General features: G+C 60.6%; 22 protein-coding genes and 1 pseudogene. 6 read left to right on the top strand and 17 right to left on the bottom strand.

All coding sequences use genetic code 11. The annotated features are described in order from the left end of the window. Positions 1 to 47 precede the first annotated feature (47 nt). Both ASC75_RS25055 and ASC75_RS02375 read left to right on the top strand, forming a co-directional pair. Positions 48 to 299 (top strand): annotated as a pseudogene (locus tag ASC75_RS25055) (malonyl-CoA decarboxylase family protein); the annotation flags it as partial. Beyond that, entirely contained in the window at positions 296 to 1,810 is a 1,515-nt protein-coding gene (locus tag ASC75_RS02375) for a malonyl-CoA synthase (RefSeq protein ID WP_055970145.1), read from the top strand. The pseudogene ASC75_RS25055 and the gene ASC75_RS02375, both read left to right, overlap by 4 nt. A 321-nt stretch (positions 1,811 to 2,131) precedes the next feature. On the opposite strand, the gene ASC75_RS02380 is transcribed toward ASC75_RS02375, so the two are convergent. From ASC75_RS02380 to hypB, 6 genes are all read right to left on the bottom strand, one after another. Next, positions 2,132 to 3,265, bottom strand: a complete 1,134-nt coding sequence (locus ASC75_RS02380) for an aminomethyltransferase family protein (RefSeq protein WP_055970150.1) — start codon at positions 3,263 to 3,265, stop codon at positions 2,132 to 2,134. Between the two features lie 200 nt (positions 3,266 to 3,465). Then, positions 3,466 to 4,080 carry a HupE/UreJ family protein gene (locus tag ASC75_RS02385; RefSeq protein WP_162244882.1) on the bottom strand — a complete coding sequence of 205 codons (615 nt, stop codon included), beginning with the start codon at positions 4,078 to 4,080 and terminating at the stop codon, positions 3,466 to 3,468. A gap of 50 nt (positions 4,081 to 4,130) precedes the next feature. Beyond that, the gene (locus tag ASC75_RS02390) at positions 4,131 to 5,177 is read right to left on the bottom strand and encodes an arginase family protein (protein ID WP_055970154.1); all 1,047 of its coding nucleotides are present in this window, start codon (positions 5,175 to 5,177) and stop codon (positions 4,131 to 4,133) included. Positions 5,178 to 5,202: 25 nt separating this feature from the next. Then, on the bottom strand, positions 5,203 to 6,276 hold the full coding sequence (locus tag ASC75_RS02395; protein WP_055970157.1) for an agmatinase family protein: 1,074 nt from the start codon (positions 6,274 to 6,276) through the stop codon (positions 5,203 to 5,205). A gap of 21 nt (positions 6,277 to 6,297) precedes the next feature. Further along, a complete protein-coding gene (gene hypA, locus ASC75_RS02400) occupies positions 6,298 to 6,684 on the bottom strand; it encodes a hydrogenase maturation nickel metallochaperone HypA (protein ID WP_055970160.1) in 387 nt (128 codons plus the stop codon). Between the two features lie 9 nt (positions 6,685 to 6,693). Next, on the bottom strand, positions 6,694 to 7,476 hold the full coding sequence (gene hypB, locus ASC75_RS02405; protein WP_244487732.1) for a hydrogenase nickel incorporation protein HypB: 783 nt from the start codon (positions 7,474 to 7,476) through the stop codon (positions 6,694 to 6,696). On the opposite strand from hypB, the gene ASC75_RS26600 reads away from it, so the two are divergent. Then, positions 7,468 to 7,761, top strand: a complete 294-nt coding sequence (locus tag ASC75_RS26600; protein WP_244487733.1) for a hypothetical protein — start codon at positions 7,468 to 7,470, stop codon at positions 7,759 to 7,761. The genes hypB and ASC75_RS26600 overlap by 9 nt on opposite strands. Here the strand turns inward: ASC75_RS26600 and ASC75_RS02410 are convergent. Further along, a complete protein-coding gene (locus ASC75_RS02410; protein ID WP_055970166.1) occupies positions 7,707 to 8,411 on the bottom strand; it encodes a TetR/AcrR family transcriptional regulator in 705 nt (234 codons plus the stop codon). The two genes, ASC75_RS26600 and ASC75_RS02410, sit on opposite strands and share 55 nt — an antisense overlap. 696 nt (positions 8,412 to 9,107) lie before the next feature. Between ASC75_RS02410 and ASC75_RS25795 the strand changes: the two genes are divergently transcribed. The 3 genes from ASC75_RS25795 to ASC75_RS02420 all read left to right on the top strand — a co-directional run bounded on the left by ASC75_RS25795 (position 9,108) and on the right by ASC75_RS02420 (position 11,463). Continuing rightward, positions 9,108 to 9,299, top strand: coding sequence for a hypothetical protein (locus ASC75_RS25795; protein WP_156381070.1), 192 nt, complete (start codon positions 9,108 to 9,110; stop codon positions 9,297 to 9,299). Further along, complete coding sequence (locus tag ASC75_RS02415) at positions 9,299 to 10,717, top strand: cytosine permease (RefSeq protein WP_055970169.1); 1,419 nt, start codon at positions 9,299 to 9,301, stop codon at positions 10,715 to 10,717. Before ASC75_RS25795 ends, ASC75_RS02415 begins: the two co-directional genes overlap by 1 nt. A gap of 437 nt (positions 10,718 to 11,154) precedes the next feature. Next, the gene (locus tag ASC75_RS02420; protein WP_055970172.1) at positions 11,155 to 11,463 is read left to right on the top strand and encodes a hypothetical protein; all 309 of its coding nucleotides are present in this window, start codon (positions 11,155 to 11,157) and stop codon (positions 11,461 to 11,463) included. A gap of 365 nt (positions 11,464 to 11,828) precedes the next feature. On the opposite strand, the gene ASC75_RS02425 is transcribed toward ASC75_RS02420, so the two are convergent. The 10 genes from ASC75_RS02425 to ASC75_RS02470 form a co-directional block, all read right to left on the bottom strand. Then, on the bottom strand, positions 11,829 to 12,368 hold the full coding sequence (locus ASC75_RS02425) for a hypothetical protein (protein WP_055970174.1): 540 nt from the start codon (positions 12,366 to 12,368) through the stop codon (positions 11,829 to 11,831). Between the two features lie 35 nt (positions 12,369 to 12,403). Continuing rightward, complete coding sequence (locus ASC75_RS02430) at positions 12,404 to 13,051, bottom strand: DNA polymerase (RefSeq protein WP_055970177.1); 648 nt, start codon at positions 13,049 to 13,051, stop codon at positions 12,404 to 12,406. Between the two features lie 131 nt (positions 13,052 to 13,182). After that, complete coding sequence (locus ASC75_RS02435; protein WP_055970179.1) at positions 13,183 to 13,797, bottom strand: hypothetical protein; 615 nt, start codon at positions 13,795 to 13,797, stop codon at positions 13,183 to 13,185. Next, a complete protein-coding gene (locus ASC75_RS02440) occupies positions 13,767 to 14,333 on the bottom strand; it encodes a hypothetical protein (protein ID WP_055970182.1) in 567 nt (188 codons plus the stop codon). Before ASC75_RS02440 ends, ASC75_RS02435 begins: the two co-directional genes overlap by 31 nt. Positions 14,334 to 14,492: 159 nt before the next feature. Beyond that, positions 14,493 to 14,915 (bottom strand): hypothetical protein, encoded by a 423-nt coding sequence (locus ASC75_RS02445; RefSeq protein ID WP_055970184.1) that lies wholly within the window; start codon positions 14,913 to 14,915, stop codon positions 14,493 to 14,495. Further along, positions 14,912 to 15,370, bottom strand: coding sequence for a hypothetical protein (locus ASC75_RS02450; protein ID WP_156381071.1), 459 nt, complete (start codon positions 15,368 to 15,370; stop codon positions 14,912 to 14,914). Before ASC75_RS02450 ends, ASC75_RS02445 begins: the two co-directional genes overlap by 4 nt. Then, positions 15,367 to 15,717 carry a hypothetical protein gene (locus tag ASC75_RS02455; protein ID WP_055970190.1) on the bottom strand — a complete coding sequence of 117 codons (351 nt, stop codon included), beginning with the start codon at positions 15,715 to 15,717 and terminating at the stop codon, positions 15,367 to 15,369. Before ASC75_RS02455 ends, ASC75_RS02450 begins: the two co-directional genes overlap by 4 nt. Further along, on the bottom strand, positions 15,714 to 16,490 hold the full coding sequence (locus ASC75_RS25800) for a hypothetical protein (RefSeq protein WP_156381072.1): 777 nt from the start codon (positions 16,488 to 16,490) through the stop codon (positions 15,714 to 15,716). The genes ASC75_RS02455 and ASC75_RS25800 overlap by 4 nt, the downstream gene beginning before the upstream one ends. A gap of 312 nt (positions 16,491 to 16,802) precedes the next feature. Continuing rightward, positions 16,803 to 17,396, bottom strand: coding sequence for a hypothetical protein (locus ASC75_RS02465; RefSeq protein ID WP_055970196.1), 594 nt, complete (start codon positions 17,394 to 17,396; stop codon positions 16,803 to 16,805). 3 nt (positions 17,397 to 17,399) lie between these two features. After that, positions 17,400 to 17,972 (bottom strand): recombinase family protein, encoded by a 573-nt coding sequence (locus ASC75_RS02470; RefSeq protein WP_055970199.1) that lies wholly within the window; start codon positions 17,970 to 17,972, stop codon positions 17,400 to 17,402. Between the last annotated feature and the right edge of the window lie 162 nt (positions 17,973 to 18,134).

The raw sequence follows: 18,134 nt of genomic DNA on the forward strand, positions 1-18,134 counted from the left end.
ATCTGGCGAAAGGCGGATCTGTCCGATGAAGTACGACTTTTTATTCGGTCGCGCGCTTCCATCTCGGCAACGGCGCTCGGCTGGAGCGGATCAACTTCCTGGCCAATACCGGCAATGCCGGCATGTCGTCGTCGCATGGCATCATGATCAACTATCTTTACAAGCTTGACGAGATAGAGCGCAATCACGAGGCATATGCATCAGGCCAGTCGGTCGCGGCATCCGCCGCAGTGGGCCGGCTCAGCGCAGCCGGCGGGCGGTTGGTCGAATCCGCGACGATCGAGGGGATCAAGCCATGAACGGCAACCTATTCACCACCATCGAGGCCGCGATCGCCGATCCGGCACGTCCGTTCCTGCACGCCGACGGCCGCAAGACGCTGTCCTACGGCGACATGCTAGAGACCTCGGCTCGCTATGCCAACCTTCTGGCGTCGCTGGGCGTGAAGCCGGGCGACCGCGTGGCGGTGCAGACCGACAAGCATGTCGACAGCGTCTGGTTCTATCTCGGCTGCTTGCGGGCCGGCGCGGTCTACCTGCCGCTCAACCCGGCCTATACGCCGGCCGAGGTGAGCTACTTCGCCGACGACGCCGAGCCGGGGCTTGTGGTGTGCGAGCCGGGCAGCCTTGCCACGCTGCGCTCCACACTTGGCGCGGCGGTCAGTCGCATCGAAACGCTGGACGCGGCCGGCACCGGCACACTTCAGCAGTTGGTCCGCGACATGCCGGCGACCTTCAACACCGTCGTTGCCGGCCCGGACGACCTCGCCGCGATCCTCTACACCTCCGGCACGACGGGTCGCTCGAAGGGCGCGATGATCACCCACGAGAACCTGCGCTCCAACGCGATGTCCCTCGTCGAGAGCTGGCGCTTCAGCGCCGGCGACGTGCTCTTGCACGCGCTGCCGATCTTTCACACGCACGGGCTGTTCGTCGCCATCAACACGGTGATGCTGTCGGGTGCGTCGATGATCTACCTGCCGAAGTTCGACATTGACGCGGTGATGGCGGCCCTGCCCCGCGCCACCACGATGATGGGCGTGCCGACCTTCTATACCAGGCTGCTTGCCGACAACCGCTTCGACCGCGCCGCCGCGAGCCACATGCGGCTGTTTGTATCGGGCTCGGCGCCATTGTCGGCCGAGACGCACCGCGGCTTCACCGCGCGCACCGGCCACGCCATCCTCGAGCGCTACGGCATGACCGAGACCAACATGATCACCTCCAACCCGTATGATGGCGAGCGGCGCCCGGGCGCTGTCGGCTTCGCCCTGCCGGGCATCACGGTACGCATCGCCGATCCGGAGACGGGGACGCCGCTACCGCAAGGCGAGGTCGGCGTCATCGAGATCGAGGGGCCGAACGTCTTTTCGGGCTACTGGCGCATGCCGGAGAAGACGGAGCAGGAGTTCCGCCCCGACGGCTTCTTCATCACCGGCGACCTCGGCTATGTCGATCCTGAAGGCTATTTCACCATCTCCGGCCGCGCCAAGGACCTGATCATCTCGGGCGGCTTCAACGTCTATCCGGCCGAGGTCGAGAACGCGCTCGACGCATTGCAGTCGATCGGCGAGTCGGCGGTGATCGGCCTGCCGCATGCCGATTTCGGCGAGGCGGTGACAGCGGTTGTGACGGCACGCCCCGGCCGCACCGTGGACGAGTCCGCGATCCGCGGCGAACTCGAAAGCGTGCTGGCCAAGTTCAAGATCCCGAAGCGCGTTTTGGTCAAGGACGCGCTCCCCCGTAACGCCATGGGCAAGATCCAGAAGAACGCCCTGCGCGAGGAATTCGCCGGGCTCTACACGGTCTGAGGCGGAGTCCGGCGCAATACCACCCCTCCCCGGAAGGGAGAGCGGGACATTTCGGCCGCTCTGCCGGCGCAAAACGGAGTCGATCTGCGCCTGGCCACTACGCCTCCGGATTTGCCGGGAGGTGCGCCAACGTCGGCGATCCGGGGCCGAGGCGGGCCGATTCACCAAAATCGTCGGAGCATTCCTCCCAGCGCCAGTCTGGCGTGTTTGACCCTGCAGGACGGGATCGGCTGCAGTACTGCGCCAACAAAAGAGGGATCCGACCAGATTGGCGGCAACGCTGACCAATAGTCTGATCGAATCCCTCCGCCGTTGCGGATCTCAGCCCTTTGCCGTCCGTTTCTTCTTTTCCGGATCATCGAAGGTCAGGGTGTGGGCAATTGCGCTGGCCTTCAGCGATTTGCCCCGCACTTCCAGCTTCACGCCTTGCCGGGCATAGGGCACATCGAGACGGGCGATGGCCATCGAACGCTTGGTCAGCCGGGAATAGGACGGACAGGTGATGACGCCGACCTTCTTGCCGTCGGCCCAGACCTCGTCGCCGAGATCGGCCATCTGGTCGCCCTCGATCAGCATGCCGAAGATCTTGAACCGCTCCTGTCCCTTCTGTCGATAGTGCTCCTCGGCGCCCCTGAAGCCGGCTTTCCCGGGCGACACGGTGAAATCGAGGCCGAGCTCCCACAGGCTGTCACCCACCGGCTGTCCTGCGATCGGATACATCTGGGAATTGTCGTAGGGATAAAACAGCAGGTAGCTCTCGACCCGCAGCAGGTCGAGCGTGCTGAAGCAGCACGGGATGATGCCCATCTCCTTGCCGTCCGAGAGGATCGTATCCCAAACCAGCCGGGCGTCCTGGCCGCGCACGAAGATTTCGTAACCGCGCTCGCCCGTGTAGCCGGTTCGGGAAATCGTCACCGGGGCGCCGAACAGCGTGGTGTGGACGTGGTGAAAATAGTTGAGGTCGCGAATTCCGGGCACGTGCCTGGCCAGGAAATCGACCGCCACCGGCCCTTGCAGCGACAGGTCGTGCAGGTCGTCGTCGAACAGCACGGCGCAGTTGCGGCCCGCAGCCTGCTTGACGATCTCCTCATGCGCGGTGCCGGTGCCGGAAACCAGCATCCAGGAATTGGGGCCATTGCGGTAGAGCACGCAATCATCGGTCAGGTGGCCGCGTTCGTTGAGGATGGCCGCATAGACCGATCGGCCCGGCTGGATCTTGGCGACGCTGCGGGTGGTGATGTATTCGAGGATCGCAATGGCATGCGACCCGATCAGGTGCGTCTTGCGCAACCCCGACACGTCCATCAGCCCGGCCTTGGTACGGATCGCGACGTGCTGGTCGTACGGGTCCGCGTCGTAGGTCCAGGCAGTGCCCATCCCGCTCCAATCCTCGAGATTGGAGCCTAGGGCGCGGTGACGGTCAGCAAGGGCTGAGAAACGCCAGCTCAATGTCATTTTTTTCCTCCGGTCATGTCTTGGCAAACAGGGTTCGTTCTGGCGGCAGACGCACGCCAGTGACGTCTTTCGCTCCCTAGAGAAGGAGCCATGCGGATGTTTGGAAAGGGACCCGGCTCCGGCCTGGGTCGTTGATGCTCTGGACGTCTCGGCGCCCAGGCATGAGCGGAGGGCGGCGAGGCCCTCCGCCAGATGCGTGGTCAGGCGGCGAGACTCGAAGCCAGCGCAACACCCGCTACGGCGATGCCGCCGCCACCCACCCTGAGCGCAGTGCGCCAGGACAGGCGCGCCACGAAGGTTGCCAGCGAGAAGCCGATCGCATGCAGGACGGCGGTCGACACCACAAAGCCCAGTCCGTAGAGCAAGGCGTTGCTGGCGATCGGCAGTTCCTGGCCATGGGCAAAACCGTGCAGGCCGCCGAATACCACCGTCATCGCAAAGGCCGCGCCGAACGGCACCCGGCTGCCCAGTGCCACGATCGCGCCCAGAACAACCACCGAGCCGGCGATACCAAGTTCGACGAAGGGAAGCGGAAACCCGGTCATGCCGAAGACCGCACCGGCGATCATGCCGATGACGAAACCGAGCGGCAGCCAGCGGAACACCGGCTCGTTGTCGGCATTTTGCCCGGCCCAGATGCCCACCCCGGCCATGGCCAGGATATGATCGAGACCGGAGAGCGGATGCGAGAGCCCTGCCCCAAGGCCACCGGCGTTGGGCAGGAAATGCGCGTAGCTCGGCATCGTCGATGCGGCGTAGGCCACAGCGACGGCGGTTGCGAACCGCGTGATCTTTCGAGTGCTTGTCGTGTTCACCATCGACTCCATGGGCCGGTATCACCCGGCCTTGTCCAAGTGGATATTCGTTATTCGGCGGCTACCAGGTCGGTGCGGCGCAGATTTGCGTCGATCACGTCCCCGCCTTGCGCTGCCAGCGACGCCATCAGCCGCATGATCACGCACGCCGCGAGCCGTGCAGCCGTGCCGCTGATGTCGAAGATCGGGCAGAGCTCGGTAAGGTCGATCACGCTGACGCTGCCGCGCTTTGCGATCATGTCGGCGATGCGCATCATTTCGCGCGATTCAATGCCGCCGGGTTCGGTGGACGTGACGCCCGGCGCCGCCGACGAATCCATGACGTTGAAATTGAAGCTCAGATACTGCGCGTCGGTGCCGCTCCAGACGCGGTCGATGGAATGCTCGACCAGCGGGAAGATGCCGCCGTCGATCAGGTCGAACATGGTGTCGTATTGCAGTCCTCTCTCCTTCGAGAGGTCGATGTGGTCCTTCGGGTTCATCGCATTGCGCGCGCCCAGATGCGCGACGTTCCTGATGTCGAGATTGGGCAGTTCGGTGATCCGCGCCATGGCGCACGGCGCCAGGTTGCGCTCGCCGGCCCAGCTGTCGGCCATATCGAGCTGGGCGCCGAAATGCATGTAGCCCATCTTCTTTTGCGCGCCGATATGGTCGGACAGCGCGCGCGCCGCGGCGATCGAGATCGAGCGGTCGCCGCCGCAGATGATCGGCGTTAGTCCCGACTTCAGCACTTCGCGGACCGCACGATAGATGCGCTCGTGCGCCACCTCGGGGCTGACCTTCGGCATCGAGACGTCGCCGCAGTCGACGGCCTTGCCATGCAGGTCGACATTGTATTCGAACCAGTATGAGAAGTACTCCTGCGAGACGAGGCGGAACTCGCGCGGACCGTCCTCTGATCCGGGCTTGCCGATGTTGCCTTCGTCGAACGGCACGCCGACAAAGGCGTATTTCGCGCCGCAGGCCTTCAGCGCTTCGGCATTCAGCGGCACGTGAGCCGAACGCAGGAACGTGATCAGGCCGGGCGCCCGATAGTTGTCTCCGGCGTCGCCGCCAAGCGGCGAGAACAGATGGGCGTAGGATTTTGCTGGGTTCATGACTGTGTCTCCTCCCTGAGAATTCTTACGGTTGCTTGCCCTGCTGGCGCAGCGTCTGGGCGCGCGAGCCGAGATAGTGGTAGATCATGTTGACCGTCATCTTGGCGCTGATCTGGCTCGAGTCGAAATACGGGCAGAGCTCGACGACATCGAGGATGTCGCAGCCGTGCCGGCCGGCGATGCGCGCAAACTGGATCGCTTCTCGGCCTTTCAGGCCGTAGCATTCCGGCGAGGTCGAGCCGGGCATGCAGCTCATGTCGATCGAGTCCGTGTCCCAGGTGAAGTACAGCGTGTCGGCGTCCTTCTTCACCCGTTCGAAGATCTCGTTGGCGCACACCTCCAGCCCGCGCTCGATCATTTCGGGCATGGTCACGACGCGGATGTCGTTGTCGACGTAGAAGTCCCACCAGTCCTTCGGATTGAGGCCGTTGCGCGATCCCATGTGCGCCATGTTCCTGGCATTGCAGTTGGGCAGGTCGAGCGCCCGCGGCGTGCCGGAGCAGTTGGTGATCAGGTTGCCCGCCCAGTCGGGGCCGGCGTCGAGATGGCTGTCGACATGCAGGTAGCCCATCTTGCCGCTGCCGGTGAAACGCGACAGCGCCTTGGCGCCGGGGATCGGCAGGGAATGGTCGCCGCCGAACAGGATCACCTTGGCGCCGCCTTCGAGGCACTCGGTGACGTAGTCGGTGGTGTATTCCTGCGACTTGACGTTGTTGCCGGGGACCGTCGGAACGTCGCCGCAGTCGACGACCCGGAAGAAGCTGAGCAGGTCGACGTCATATTCGAACATGTAGGGAAAATACTGGGTCGTCGCCTCACGCAGGCCCGAGGCGCCTTGCGAAGCGCCGGCGCGCACGATCTGGCCCTGGTCCCACGGCACCGCCAGAAAGCAGATCTTGGCGCCCATCTCGCGGATCTTGTGGCGGTCCGGCGGGCAGTAGGGCGCGCCCATGAAGGTGGCGAGCCCCCTGGATTTGAACGAGCCATTGTGCAGCTTCGGCGAATAGATGTGGTCATCCTCGCCGAACTGCTCGGCGGGCCCGCGATGTTGATGTGGCGTGAATTGCCACTTGGCTGTCTCTGATTTTCGATCGAGCATTCTGTTCCTCCCAACAGGTAACTACTGAAGTGTTTGCCGAGCCTGGGCCGCCGGTTGCGGCGGTTCGTCCTCGAGCTCGATGTGGGTAAGTTCCATCTCGCGTCCCGACAGCACCTTGCGTGAAGGCCTCCCGCAGTCGGGGCAACGAAGATTGGAAAGCGAGAGCGGCGACCGCGCTTCGGCGCAGTGCTCGCAGAATATCGTCAGCGGCACCTCCTCGATGTGCAGCTTGGCACCTTCGCACCGTGTGCCGCGCGTCGCTGGGCCGAAGCAGAAGTAGAGCGAGCGGGCGATGCCGCACATGACGCCGAGGCGTACATGCATTCCCGTGACCCGACCGCGGCCGTTCCTGGACGCGTGATCGCTGGCGAGTTCGATCAGGCTCGAGGCAATCGTGAGCTCATGCATGGCGCAACCTCAGGCGTGCAGCGCGTTGTGGATGATGTCCATCCGTGCCTGCAGGCCGCGCGCGAGATCCTGCAACTGCGTCTGGCGGGCGCGAACGATCCAGTCGAGCCACTCGGTCATCCCGGTGCCGTCGCGGGCCGAAACGACAATGCTCTCGATTGACGGATTGATTTCACGGGCGCGGGCAACACAGGCCTCGATGTCGAAATCGCAATAAGGCGCAAGGTCCGACTTCGAGATCACCAGGAGGTTCGCCGCGGCGAACGCCTCGGGATACTTGACCGGCTTGTCGTCGCCCTCGGTCACCGACAGGATGACCACCTTGTGGGCTTCGCCAAGGTCGAAGCCGGCGGGACAGGCCAGGTTGCCGACATTCTCGATGAACAGGACACCGCCCTGCTCCAGCGACAGCGAGGCAAGCGCGCGCTGGATCATGTCGGCATCGAGGTGACACCCCTTTCCGGTGTTGATCTGCACGGCCTGGGTGTCAGTCGCGCGAATGCGGTCGGCGTCATTCGCCGTTTCCTGGTCGCCCTCGATCACCCAGGTCGGGAAGGCTCCCTTCAAACGCTGCAGCGTTTCGACCAGCAAAGTGGTCTTGCCCGCCCCCGGACTTGCAATCAGGTTGAGCGCAAGCACGCCTTGCGAGCTGAGTTCATCGCGCACGTCGTCCGCGAACATGCCGTTCTTCGCCAGGATCTCCTGCTCGATCTGCACCAGGCGCTTCTGGCTCATCCCCGGAACATGGGTCTTGGCGGCGTCCCTGCCGAAATGCAGGTCGCCGTGGGCCAAGGCCCCTGGCGCATCCTCGTCTGCAAGGTGAACATGTTCGTGGTGATGGCCGTCCGCATGATGGTGATGATGGTGCCCGTCATCGTGGTGGTGCCCGTCGCCATGGTGGTGGTGATGCCCGCCGTCGTGATGGTGGTGGTGATGACCGTGATCGCCGCCCCCCACCCCGGCGTCGCCTTTGCCATCGATGCGAATGTTCTCAGGGCCGCAGCCGCATACCTGGCACATGGCTATCTCCCGCTCTTGGCCGTGGACGTCTTGTTGGCGGACGGGTCGCCGGCATAGTGCAGCAGCCCCCAGACCACCTCCTTGAGGTAGCGCATCGCAGCCGGGATCGGAGCGCCGTGCGGCATGAAGCTGCCGAAGTAGATGCCGTCGATGTTGCGCGAAATGAACGCTGCCATCTCGTCGGGATCCGGGCAGGCAAAGATGCCCACCTCGACGCCGGTGCGGATGCAGTCGGCAAGTACCTTCTTCTCCGACTCGTAGAAATCCTCGACGAAGCTGTCGATGAACTTCGGGCCGGAGTCCCTGGCGCCACCGGCATTGACGAACATGATGCGCACGAGGCTGCGCAGCGTCTCCGACATCTCGACATTGAGGTCGAGATAGGCGCTCAGCAGTTCGGCCGGGCTTTCGTGCCGGGCGACGACCTCTCCGTAGTTGGTCATCAGCCGGTCAAGCGCATGAAGGACGGAAGACTGGTACAGAGAGTCCTTGTTCTTGAAGTAATAATAGATGAGCGAGTGAGCAACGCCCAGCTTCTTGGCGATGAGCGGGATCGTGACACTCTCGTAGTCTTCCTCGGCGAAGCACTCCAGCGCCGCTTCCAGCAACGACTCCGCCCGGACGCCCGGATTGCGATAGAAGCGTGTCTTGGCCCGTTTGACCGATTTCACGCGATCTTCGAGATGAATGAGAGCGGCGGATTCCATCGATGACGTCCTGACCCTGAGCATTGCCGGAGAAGTTCGCAGCGGCTGCGTGCGTTCAACGTCCGAAGCAGGGCGGGATTTGCCGCTTCGGACGGCGAGGCGCTTGCAACGAGGCTGCGCTTTCGACCTTGACGCTACGTAGCTTTGACATTGCTGTCAACACGGTGATTTGAGGATTTTTTCCAACCTGACAGGAATTGGCAGGCACAGGACCTATGCACCAGACATGTTCGCAGGTAGCACGAGGAATGCATATATTCTGAATAAATATCTGTAATCATAAAGTAATTTAGCAACCTTCCGCTTCGCCAGAAGTTGGGCGGATGCGCACTCGCACCCTCCACATATGTGCATCCCAGCTAATATTTTTACATTGGTGTCAGGAAAATTGTTTGACACCAAATTCAAACTGCCGCAACGTTACGGCGTGATGGGCAGCGACCCTGCGCGACAAGACAAAGGGCGCGCCGCACATCCGACAATCCGATGGAACCCTGGGGTCGATCAGACAGGAGAACCCCGCTTGCGAGCTTCCCGGTCCTCAACAGAACCAATGCGTCGGGCGAAAGTTTTGCCCGCAGGGGAAGCCGCGGTGATTCCGGACAGCCAGGAGAACACGACGATGCCAGCCCCGGAGAACTGAAGGACGTTCAGGAACCGGGACAGGTGATCATTTAATCTTTGGAGGAGGATGAAATGACTATCGCTTCAGAAAGCCCAGACAACGAAATGCGCCGGGAGTTGAACCGGCGGCTGAACATCATCGCGGATCCCAGCTACATGGACCCGGCACGCACGGATATTTCGGGCCGGGAGCTCGGGATATGGTTCGCCGTAACCGCCACCATCCTGCTTGGCGCGATTGCTATGTGGGTCGGAGGCAACTGATGGCCCCCGCACCAAAATTCACGGGCGCGAGCGCCGCCTTCGGCACGCTTCCCGTGCTCAAGGAAGAACGCGAGCTCGGTTTCCTCGACAATTCATGGATCAACATCGGCCTCGCCATCGCCACATGGGCGTTCCTGCTCGGCGGCAGCACGGCCCTGGTCGTCGGCGCCCGGGACGGGATCTACGCGATCATCATCGGCAACGTGATCGGCGTGTCGATCATGGCCGTCAGCGTCTGCATCTCGACCGGAAAGTTCGGCATCGAGCAGTTCACCCTGATGCGCAGCGTGTTCGGCCCCCTCGGCATCCTGATCCTGGTCGGCTTCTTCCTGGCGATCTACGGCGTCGGCTGGTCGGCGATCCTGTCGATCATGTTCGGCCGCGCGATCAGCGGCGTCATGAACCAGGTCGGCGGCACCAACATCGGTGAAAATGATCTCGGCGTGACCTTTCTGGCCATCCTGGCCATCACCATCTCATGGCTTCTGCTCTGGAAAGGGCCGACGGCCGTCAAATGGCTCAACCGCTTTGTCGGGCCGGGCAAGCTCATCCTCTGCTTCGGCATCCTGTTCCTCATCTTCAGCCACAAGAGCTGGGGCGACATCGCCAATGCCGCTCCGCTTGCGCCATTCGACGATCGGCGGCTCAACTTCATGATCGCGGTCGAATTCAACCTGGCGGCGGGCTTCGGCTGGTGGCCGGTGCTGGGAAACATCTCGCGCTTCACGCGTACGCCCCGCGCAGCCCTTTGGCCCAATCTGATCGGCATCTTCGCCGCGGCCGTGCTCGGCGAACTGGTCGGCTTGTTTGCCGCCCTGAGCCTGGGATCGCATGACCCGACGGCCTGGATGATCCCGCTGGGCGGAGCTTTCGTCGGCGTCACCGCCCTGCTCTTCGTCGGACTGGCCAACATCACCGCCATCGTCAGCATCTTCTACGGCATGTGCCTGGCGATGCGGCAGGCCGGCGGCCGCTACTTCGAAGCCATGCCCTGGGGTTTGCTGACCGGCGCCCTGTTTGTTCCGGTGATCGTCATCGCCTTCTTCCCGGGCCAGATCTACGACAACTTCTTCAAGTTTCTCGCCTGGACCGCGCTCGGATTCGCACCGCTCTCCGGCGTGACGGCGATGGACTATCTGGTCCTGCGGCGAGGCCGCATCAAGCAGTGCGACGTCTTCAACGACGGCGCCGACTCCGACTACGCCTACTGGCGCGGCATCAATCCGGCAGCATTCCTTGCCCTCGCCGGCGGCGGCCTCGTCTACTACGCACTGTTCGACCCCCAGTCCCTCGCCGCGCACGGGCCGTTCATCTGGGTCAGCGCATCGGTCCCCGCCTGCATCGTGGCGGCGATCCTTCACTATGGCCTGACCAGGACAATGGTCATGCCGGCAAGGCGAGGCGGATACGAGTACTGAGCGCGGCAGGTGGCCCGCTCACCGCGGGTCACCTGCTCTAAGCGCCTGCTTTACGCAACCGCATCACACAGTAGCCAGAACACGATCGCTGTGACCAAAGCCAGAGAACCATTCTTGCATAGCGCGATCGGTCGCGAGGTTCGTGCCTTTCGAACGCGACATGGCATGAAGGTAAGTGACCTGGCGGCGGCCACGAACCTGTCGATTGGCATGCTGTCCAAAGTCGAAAATGGGGGAATCTCACCTTCCCTTACGACGCTGCAGGCAATTGCGAACGGCCTGGCGATACCAATTACCTGGTTGGTGAGCCGTTTCGAATCCGAAAGTGCGGCGGTCTTCGTTAAAGCCAGCAGCGACGTTGTCAGACAGCCGCCCCCCCTTGGGTCAGGCTGGCGCCGGCGGACTTCGTGTTGAAACCAGCTTGATATCCCTGTCCCATGAGACAGACGTATTTCCGGCAATCTGCGGTGAAGGTTTCGCCTTCCTCTACATGCGGCGAAGCCTGGAACGAAACCGGGTTTGCCAACGACGATTTCGACGCAAAACTGAATGAGGCTCTGTCGATATCCGAAGTCGACAAACGTCGCGCTGCCATGCAGCACATGGAACAGATCCTTCAGGAGTCTGGTGTCATCATCCAGCCATACTGGCGGAAGGTCTTTACCCACTTTGTTCCAAAGGTCAAAGATCATCACGCTCATCCGCTCCTCCAGATCCAGCTTGAGAAGGTTTGGCTCGAGTCCTGATGTCTCGACCAGCGCAAGGAGACGGGCGTTGCGACACCCGCCTGTCTCCTCGCACAAGCGCCCATTGGGTTGGGTATGCACGCCACCAATTCGCCAACCCCAGACACAAGGGAGTTGCACCGGGGTTGCGACTCGCTCGGCTGGGATGCGCATCCGAAAGAAAAAGCCTGAATCCTTTTGCCAAGGATACACGCGCGCTCCAGTGTACGTCTTGGTGCACACTCGGGCTCGGAGCGGACGAAAATATAGATAAAATCAATATTTAGATTTTGGTGGGCCCGGAGGGAGCGGAAGCTCCCAATAGTAATTCTATTATTTTCAATGCCTTATGCAAACCGTGGAAAAATTTGTGTGACACAAGAGTGTTACAGCTTTTTCGACCTGCGGGTGTTTTTGAGGTTTTCAGACCGGGAGACAACTTGGAGATTGGTCTTCGAGTAAGGTCCATCATTGTCAATTCGGTCGAAATCCAGCCCTTTGAAATCTGTGTCGGGAAATTTATCAAGTGCCCACCTCACAAAGTCCTCCCTACTTTCAAACTCAACAGTTATGCCGCGCCCCTTGTAGTTCTCAGATGATACATGAGTGTCACGCTCGCAACGTTGGATCATTGCATCGTATCGCCGCCCAAGGGTTTCAGATCGAGGGTCGAAATACTTGTGGCCACGCTGGCAGGGGCATCCCATCGTCTTGCCGGATAGAATGTTGTCCACATACAGCTTTTTGGTACCCCCACACGCCGAGCACTGTGCATCGACGAACCTGTAGCGACCTTCTCTGCGGATGGAACCGGCAACCACACTGTATGTGCCAATAGGGAATGACGTTACCTCTCGCTCGATGCTTTGCAAATCGCTCGCCCGTGGGTGCAAGTCTCCCGACATAAACTGGCCGCTACCTGCCATGTGCTCCGTGCTCCCTTGTGCTGAACTTCTTGTTTTTAGCTAATGATAGGGCCTGCCGAAAGCGCCTTAACTGCCTTGGCAGCGAAGCGTTTGAACTTGCGGATACCTACTTCCTGCTGTGCGAACTCTTCGAGAGACAGTCGCATAGTGGCTGCGGCCGTCATAGTGTGGATGTCGCCGTTGTTGAGGTAGATGTTCATCATCGTCGGATCGGCGCTCTCCCATGCGGCGATGCGGAGTTCGATCTGGCTCAGGTCGGCGGCGACGAAGCGGTATCCCGGATTTGGCTTGAAGATTTTCAGGAATTTCTTCGCCCACATGCCACGCTTGGGGTAGTTCTGCCCGTTCGGATCGGAGGAGGCAGTTCGTCCTGTGTTGGTTTTGTGGAGTGCGAAGCTCGGGAAGATACGGCCGTCTGGCGACAGGTACTGCCAAAAGCCGTTGCCATCCTCTCGCCTACCTAGGTAGGTGGACTTCATCTTCGACGTCTTCTGGAACTCGATCAGACGCGTGACGAACTCACCTGCCTTGTCCTTGCGGGTGACGAAGTATGGGAAGTGATCCTTGGTCGAGACGGACGCCACACGTTTGGTTTCGTCGGTGAGGTCGGCAGTCGACTTTGTGAACACCTTCGGCGTCAGGTTGAAACCGTCTGCGGTGAACAGGGCATCTCGGACGAACATGTCTCGGGAGAAGGCCAAGCCCTCGAACGAACTCGGTGAAGGTCTGCTCTACCTTAATTTGTGGCCGGCAGCATATTGACGCTCCAGTGGACCCTTCCCGAAACGCAACTCTCTAGACGAAGTAGTAGCGTCTAAGGCTGTTTACGGAATACGGGACCGAATGCGATTACCGGCATGTCATCCGGTGGCAGTTCGTCAGCAGTGCGCCGCCACCCAACTTGCGCGGGGTCAATCCACTGCTTGGCTTCGCGCTTTTCCATGGCGACGTATTGGGGCCGATAGAACAGCCGCGACGACATGGCGATTACCGCGTTTTCAAATTGGAAGCGTGGCGGATGCGCGTCGGGGCCATCTGGCAACGGGGACTTCAAGTTCTTGCAAAGGTCGACGATGCGCTGTTGCTTGAACGATGTGCCGACCAGCTTGTGGGCGAACTCATTGCGGATGCGCCGAATGCAATCGCATTCGTTCCGCTCGCCTTCCTCGATCAAGCCCAGCGCAAAGCATGTCTCGATCCGCGCCGAGAAATTTCCCAGCGGCGCGTTCTTCCCGTGCAGCAACCCAAGACTTTCCGACGCGAAGAATTCCGCCAGTATCGCCGCCAGCTTTTCGTCCAAAAATGCGCCGCCGATCAGCGCAAGCCCTCGGTCACTCTCACGACGAAGCTCCTGCAAAAACTCGAAATAGGCTTTCTGATCATCGGGGCGCATCGCAGTCACCGTGCCGCCGGAAAGTGTGTATCCCATGGCAGGTTGAAATTCGCCACGTAGCTGTGGGGCCGAGCGTACTTCCTCGCCAACGTCCGAATGACTTCCTCCAAAGCCTGCTCGGATAGGATCATACGGGCCTCGCTGAACGCCTGCACGTCATCCTTTTCAAAGTGTTTCTTAGTGTTTTGAATGTGAAATCGGTTCCGTAGCTTACGGAGTTCATCCAGCTTGTCGTAGAACACTGTGTCCTTCAGGTCGAAAAAGTCGTTCTTCTTCGCGCTGGCGATGTACTTCTCGAACTCGTCGATTTTTTTGCTCCTGATCGCGTCAAGAACGTCCTGCGAAATACTGATGGCCTCACGCGTGAATGAGGTGAGACGCAGATGGAAGTCGTACAGCAGCGCCTCGATTATCGAGATGTTGAAGAGCGTGATGGGCTTCTGAAGGTGGCGTTTATGGATGGCTGTTCCGTTGGCGCGAAGCTCGTAAAGCGACGCCAACACAGACAGGTTGAAGACGACGTTGTCCCCTAGCTTGAAGTCACCGATGAACTTGCTTTCGTACGTAACCATGCTCCCCCTAACGCTGCATACTTACATGCGCCCAGAATGGCCGACGGAGCAAGACACAAGCAAGCGGCTTGCTACATTGTTCCGGTTGTCCAACAAGAACGCTACCTGCCCAGAGCATCCAACTTCCCTGCAAATTGCCCTTATGCAACCTGTTGCACTCTAAAATCGTGCTTTCAAAGCCCTTATTGATCTGGGGTTCTGTGGCCTCCGCACCTCTTTGAAGCCTTCTCCGGGCCCGAGAATAATGACGTTAGGCGCTTCGAAGCCTATACACGTGTCATAGGGCTTCACGTCGTTGTTTAGCGTCAGGAGCCCGCAGTACAACTTCCTGCCGTCCTTCCCGTAACGGTCGGCGATGAAGCGTCGCCCCGCAGCGAACGTGTAGATGTTGAAGGCGTGATCCTGAATTTGGGTCACACGCGTAAACTCAATCGCGTCGTACCCTTCAGACCCCTGCTTAATAGGCGACACAGTCGGAGCACAGGCAGCTAAAATCCCTGTAAGGATAGGCCCGAGCAACCGCGCCTTCATCGCTTCCGCTCGAACCGGCCAGTCGCCAGCTAGTATCTTCTTGATGTTCATGCGCTTGCCCCATCACCGCGATAGATTTGACGAAACGGAACTTGGATACCGGACGGCAATGGCACCCGGTCGAAGATATCGGCAATCTGGTCGCCATGCTCGGCGCGTAGTTGGCCGGCAAGGTCTGCCGGCACCAGAGAGAGCCGCGCAAACCATTCCTCGCCTGTGACGGCGTATTGGTCGACTAGGACACGCCAGCGGTCAGGGGCGTTGAACCGGCGATGTAGCGCGAGGTGAATGCTCTGGTTCAGCGCGTAAGGCCGCCAGTGATAATAGCTCTCCGAATGCCACTGTATGCGATCCGACCGCCCGGAAATGCAACAGACTGTCGGTTTCGGTAGCAGGTCGTTGTCCACGAGAAACATGACCAGTTGCCAGCCGCGCACACGTTCTTCGTGGGCGAAGCCGTTATAGACCGGCAGCGTTCCCCATCGCCATTTGCGCAGTCCCTTCATTCCGGACCTGCGATCAGGTCGGGCGCTGGTGCGGGCTCTTTGGCGTACATGGCGACGATGTCGGGGCGTTTGAGGTCCGGAAGCAGCGTGATTAGCAAGCGGCGGTCCCTTCTCGACGAGCGTCTGACCGTCGAGAACCCGGTCGGCCGTGCGAGGTCGTCTGAAGCCGCCTGAGTGGCGAAGGACAGTTCGGCGGGCATCGGCACCCCACCGACGCCGAATAGCGCCCTGATGGCTACCCGGGCCGCAGGCGAGCGCGACAGGATGCAGCCCAGCGCGCCGATAGCGATATTCTCCGGCAATGGCGCGAAACGTACAGCTAAGCCCGCGAATAGTGTCTCCCTCATTTCGGCGTGTGCCAGCTTCTGACGGCTTCGGCCGGGGCCTCGCCCCTCGAAGCCTTTGTCGCTGCAAACTCCTCTCGCAATACATCGCTCAGATACCATTCGCATTCGGGCCGCGCCTGTTTTAGCGCTTCCGTCATGCCGCGCGTGTCGAATGTCACAGTGAGCGGATTTTCCATGTATGGCTCGATCCGTGCAACCAGTCGATCCGTTGCTCGCAGCGCCATGATGAAATCACTGCTCGGACTGGGGCGGATCGTCGACGTGCCGTCCTGATTGACCGCCCATGTCTCCTCAACAGGCTGGCTGTCACCCTTACGGACTGTCACTGTCTTCAGGAGGTATTCCCCTGCCTTGTCGCCAGCGAGATACCGGTTCCACGAAATGATGACAGGGGCCCCGCTCTTGTCGCAGCGCACAGCGAATGTCACCCTTCGCGGGTCAGACAACGTGTAGCCTTCGGCAACTAGCCCGACGATTGCGACGCTATCGTCCGTCATACCATCCTTGGTTCGGACAATCTGCCATTTGCCGATATCTGGCTTACTGGGCACACTGACGATCTTGGATGACTTCGCTTTAGCCTCCGGATAGATCAGAGGCGCAAACGTTGCGGCAACAGCAAGAACTCCCGCCACACACACGGCGATGCTGATCAGCCATTTACGATTGAAGCGCTGCGGGTCAGGTGACTGCGCGTCCCCTGCGGTTAAACTGTCGGGCGCTAAATCGGTTTTGGTGCGCCGCGCTGCGGGTTTCGGCTGCTCATGTGCCATGACTTCCCTCGGCGGGCTGTGCAGGCGGTACGTCCCCGCGAGCGATGCCCTTGATCTCCCCTGATCCGGGAGTTGGAAACCGAGTAGCCCCGGCCCTACGACCTTTGGTTCCGGAGAACTTGGACATACGTCGCAAGCTCCCGGACCTAGAAGGTCAAGGAGGCGATGCCAAATCGACTGGCATCGGTCGGACTACTCGGGGTTTCCACGCCCCAGCGCTGTACGTGCAGCGCCAACACTTATCTGCGCGGACGCCAACATATTGTCAAACAGAACGGCCGCTGCCCATCGCAATTACTGCCAACTAAGCGGTCAGGGGGCGGCAATGTATCGAACGCGGCCGTCGTGCTCGATCAACGCGATCTCTATTCCTGCGCCGGCGCACCGGCGAGCAAGCTTGACGGCTAGACGCTCCACCTCTGTGGTGGATGGCAGTACCGCCACTTGTCGTTCGTCCGAGACGTCGCGCACCATCAACTGTCCTATCAGTTCGGCCAGTCCTTTTCGCAATCGGCTTTTCTGACCGGGATGGTTGCTGTTGATCGTTCCGCCTTTGCATTCAGCAACGACACGCCGACCGTCCAATTCCCCCACCACATCGCCTTGTCCTGATCGTGGGTTAACTATGACAGTATGGTCGCCGCGAACGTAGTGCCCGCCATACAGGGTTGAGCCTATCGAGCGCTCTCGCGCGAAGCCGTGATGGAGCAGAAAACCGGAAATGTCGAAAATCTTTGCATGCTCGCCATCGGGATGGATGGTTACCTTCGATCCGCCACCAGCTTCATCGAGCAGATGAAAGGCATAAGCCAACATCACCGCCGCTTCCGAAAACTTGTGTTCAATCCCTTCGACCACAAAGCCCCGGCGCTTCTGGGGTGGTTCATATGGCGTGATGTATAGCATTCTTCACCCTCCGGCCTCCTGCGAGTGGCTTAGGATACGATAAACCGAGGCCCTGCCAATGCCGAGTTGTCGGGCAATGTCGCTCGGTCCAATCCCGGCCTCTTTGAGATCGAGGACGGATTGGCTTTTGGCACGCGCCGTGGGCGCACGACCTTTGTATTTCCCTGCGGCTCTCGCTACTGCAATCCCCTCTCGCTGCCGTTGCAGCATCACCTCCCGCTCAAACTGCGCCATTGCTGCGAACACGGTCAGAAGCATGCGCCCGGATGGCGAGCGCGTATCGACTTCGCCTCCTCCGAAATCCAGAATTCGCAACGCAACACCTTTGCGGTCCAGTTCCTCGACAAGCGCCAGAAGATGGGAGGTCGACCTTGCTAGACGGTCGAGCCGGGTGACCACGAGCGTGTCACCTTCGCGCACGAAATCGAGCGCCGCTTTCAGTTGCTGACGCTCGCCAACCGAGGAAACCTGCTCGACAAACATTTTGGTGCAACCGGTTGCACCGAGATCGCGTTTTTGTGCCTCAAGCCCAGCGGCCTGCTCGGCAGTCGATGTTCTGGCATATCCGACAAGCATACCGCGCTTCCTGTCTCACATGTATCTGGAGACAATGAGACACATGCGTCAAAACGCAAGGGATAACTTCATTGGGACGCCACCTAAGTGCCTCGGACCCGTCTCGCTGGGGCAAGGTCTGTTGGTAAACGAGTTAGCTGACCGCATAGCGCTTGAAGGTAA

The sequence above is a fragment of the Aminobacter sp. DSM 101952 genome (assembly GCF_001424795.1).
In the GTDB taxonomy this organism is placed as follows: Bacteria; Pseudomonadota; Alphaproteobacteria; order Rhizobiales; family Rhizobiaceae; genus Aminobacter; species Aminobacter aganoensis.

What these genes read in the sequence shown, in the direction of transcription:
- ASC75_RS02420 (WP_055970172.1), top strand. Translation starts at nt 11,155, where the DNA reads ATGAGACAGACGTATTTCCGGCAATCTGCGGTGAAGGTTTCGCCTTCC.
- ASC75_RS02410 (WP_055970166.1), bottom strand. Translation starts at nt 8,411, where the DNA reads ATGGAATCCGCCGCTCTCATTCATCTCGAAGATCGCGTGAAATCGGTC.
- hypA (WP_055970160.1), bottom strand. Translation starts at nt 6,684, where the DNA reads ATGCATGAGCTCACGATTGCCTCGAGCCTGATCGAACTCGCCAGCGAT.
- ASC75_RS02415 (WP_055970169.1), top strand. Translation starts at nt 9,299, where the DNA reads ATGGCCCCCGCACCAAAATTCACGGGCGCGAGCGCCGCCTTCGGCACG.
- ASC75_RS02430 (WP_055970177.1), bottom strand. Translation starts at nt 13,051, where the DNA reads ATGTTCGTCCGAGATGCCCTGTTCACCGCAGACGGTTTCAACCTGACG.
- ASC75_RS02380 (WP_055970150.1), bottom strand. Translation starts at nt 3,265, where the DNA reads ATGACATTGAGCTGGCGTTTCTCAGCCCTTGCTGACCGTCACCGCGCC.
- ASC75_RS02425 (WP_055970174.1), bottom strand. Translation starts at nt 12,368, where the DNA reads ATGGCAGGTAGCGGCCAGTTTATGTCGGGAGACTTGCACCCACGGGCG.
- ASC75_RS25800 (WP_156381072.1), bottom strand. Translation starts at nt 16,490, where the DNA reads ATGGCACATGAGCAGCCGAAACCCGCAGCGCGGCGCACCAAAACCGAT.
- ASC75_RS02440 (WP_055970182.1), bottom strand. Translation starts at nt 14,333, where the DNA reads ATGGTTACGTACGAAAGCAAGTTCATCGGTGACTTCAAGCTAGGGGAC.
- ASC75_RS02445 (WP_055970184.1), bottom strand. Translation starts at nt 14,915, where the DNA reads ATGAACATCAAGAAGATACTAGCTGGCGACTGGCCGGTTCGAGCGGAA.
- ASC75_RS02395 (WP_055970157.1), bottom strand. Translation starts at nt 6,276, where the DNA reads ATGCTCGATCGAAAATCAGAGACAGCCAAGTGGCAATTCACGCCACAT.
- ASC75_RS02435 (WP_055970179.1), bottom strand. Translation starts at nt 13,797, where the DNA reads ATGGGATACACACTTTCCGGCGGCACGGTGACTGCGATGCGCCCCGAT.
- ASC75_RS02470 (WP_055970199.1), bottom strand. Translation starts at nt 17,972, where the DNA reads ATGCTTGTCGGATATGCCAGAACATCGACTGCCGAGCAGGCCGCTGGG.
- ASC75_RS02390 (WP_055970154.1), bottom strand. Translation starts at nt 5,177, where the DNA reads ATGAACCCAGCAAAATCCTACGCCCATCTGTTCTCGCCGCTTGGCGGC.
- ASC75_RS02455 (WP_055970190.1), bottom strand. Translation starts at nt 15,717, where the DNA reads ATGAGGGAGACACTATTCGCGGGCTTAGCTGTACGTTTCGCGCCATTG.
- ASC75_RS02375 (WP_055970145.1), top strand. Translation starts at nt 296, where the DNA reads ATGAACGGCAACCTATTCACCACCATCGAGGCCGCGATCGCCGATCCG.
- ASC75_RS25795 (WP_156381070.1), top strand. Translation starts at nt 9,108, where the DNA reads ATGACTATCGCTTCAGAAAGCCCAGACAACGAAATGCGCCGGGAGTTG.
- ASC75_RS02465 (WP_055970196.1), bottom strand. Translation starts at nt 17,396, where the DNA reads ATGCTATACATCACGCCATATGAACCACCCCAGAAGCGCCGGGGCTTT.
- ASC75_RS02450 (WP_156381071.1), bottom strand. Translation starts at nt 15,370, where the DNA reads ATGAAGGGACTGCGCAAATGGCGATGGGGAACGCTGCCGGTCTATAAC.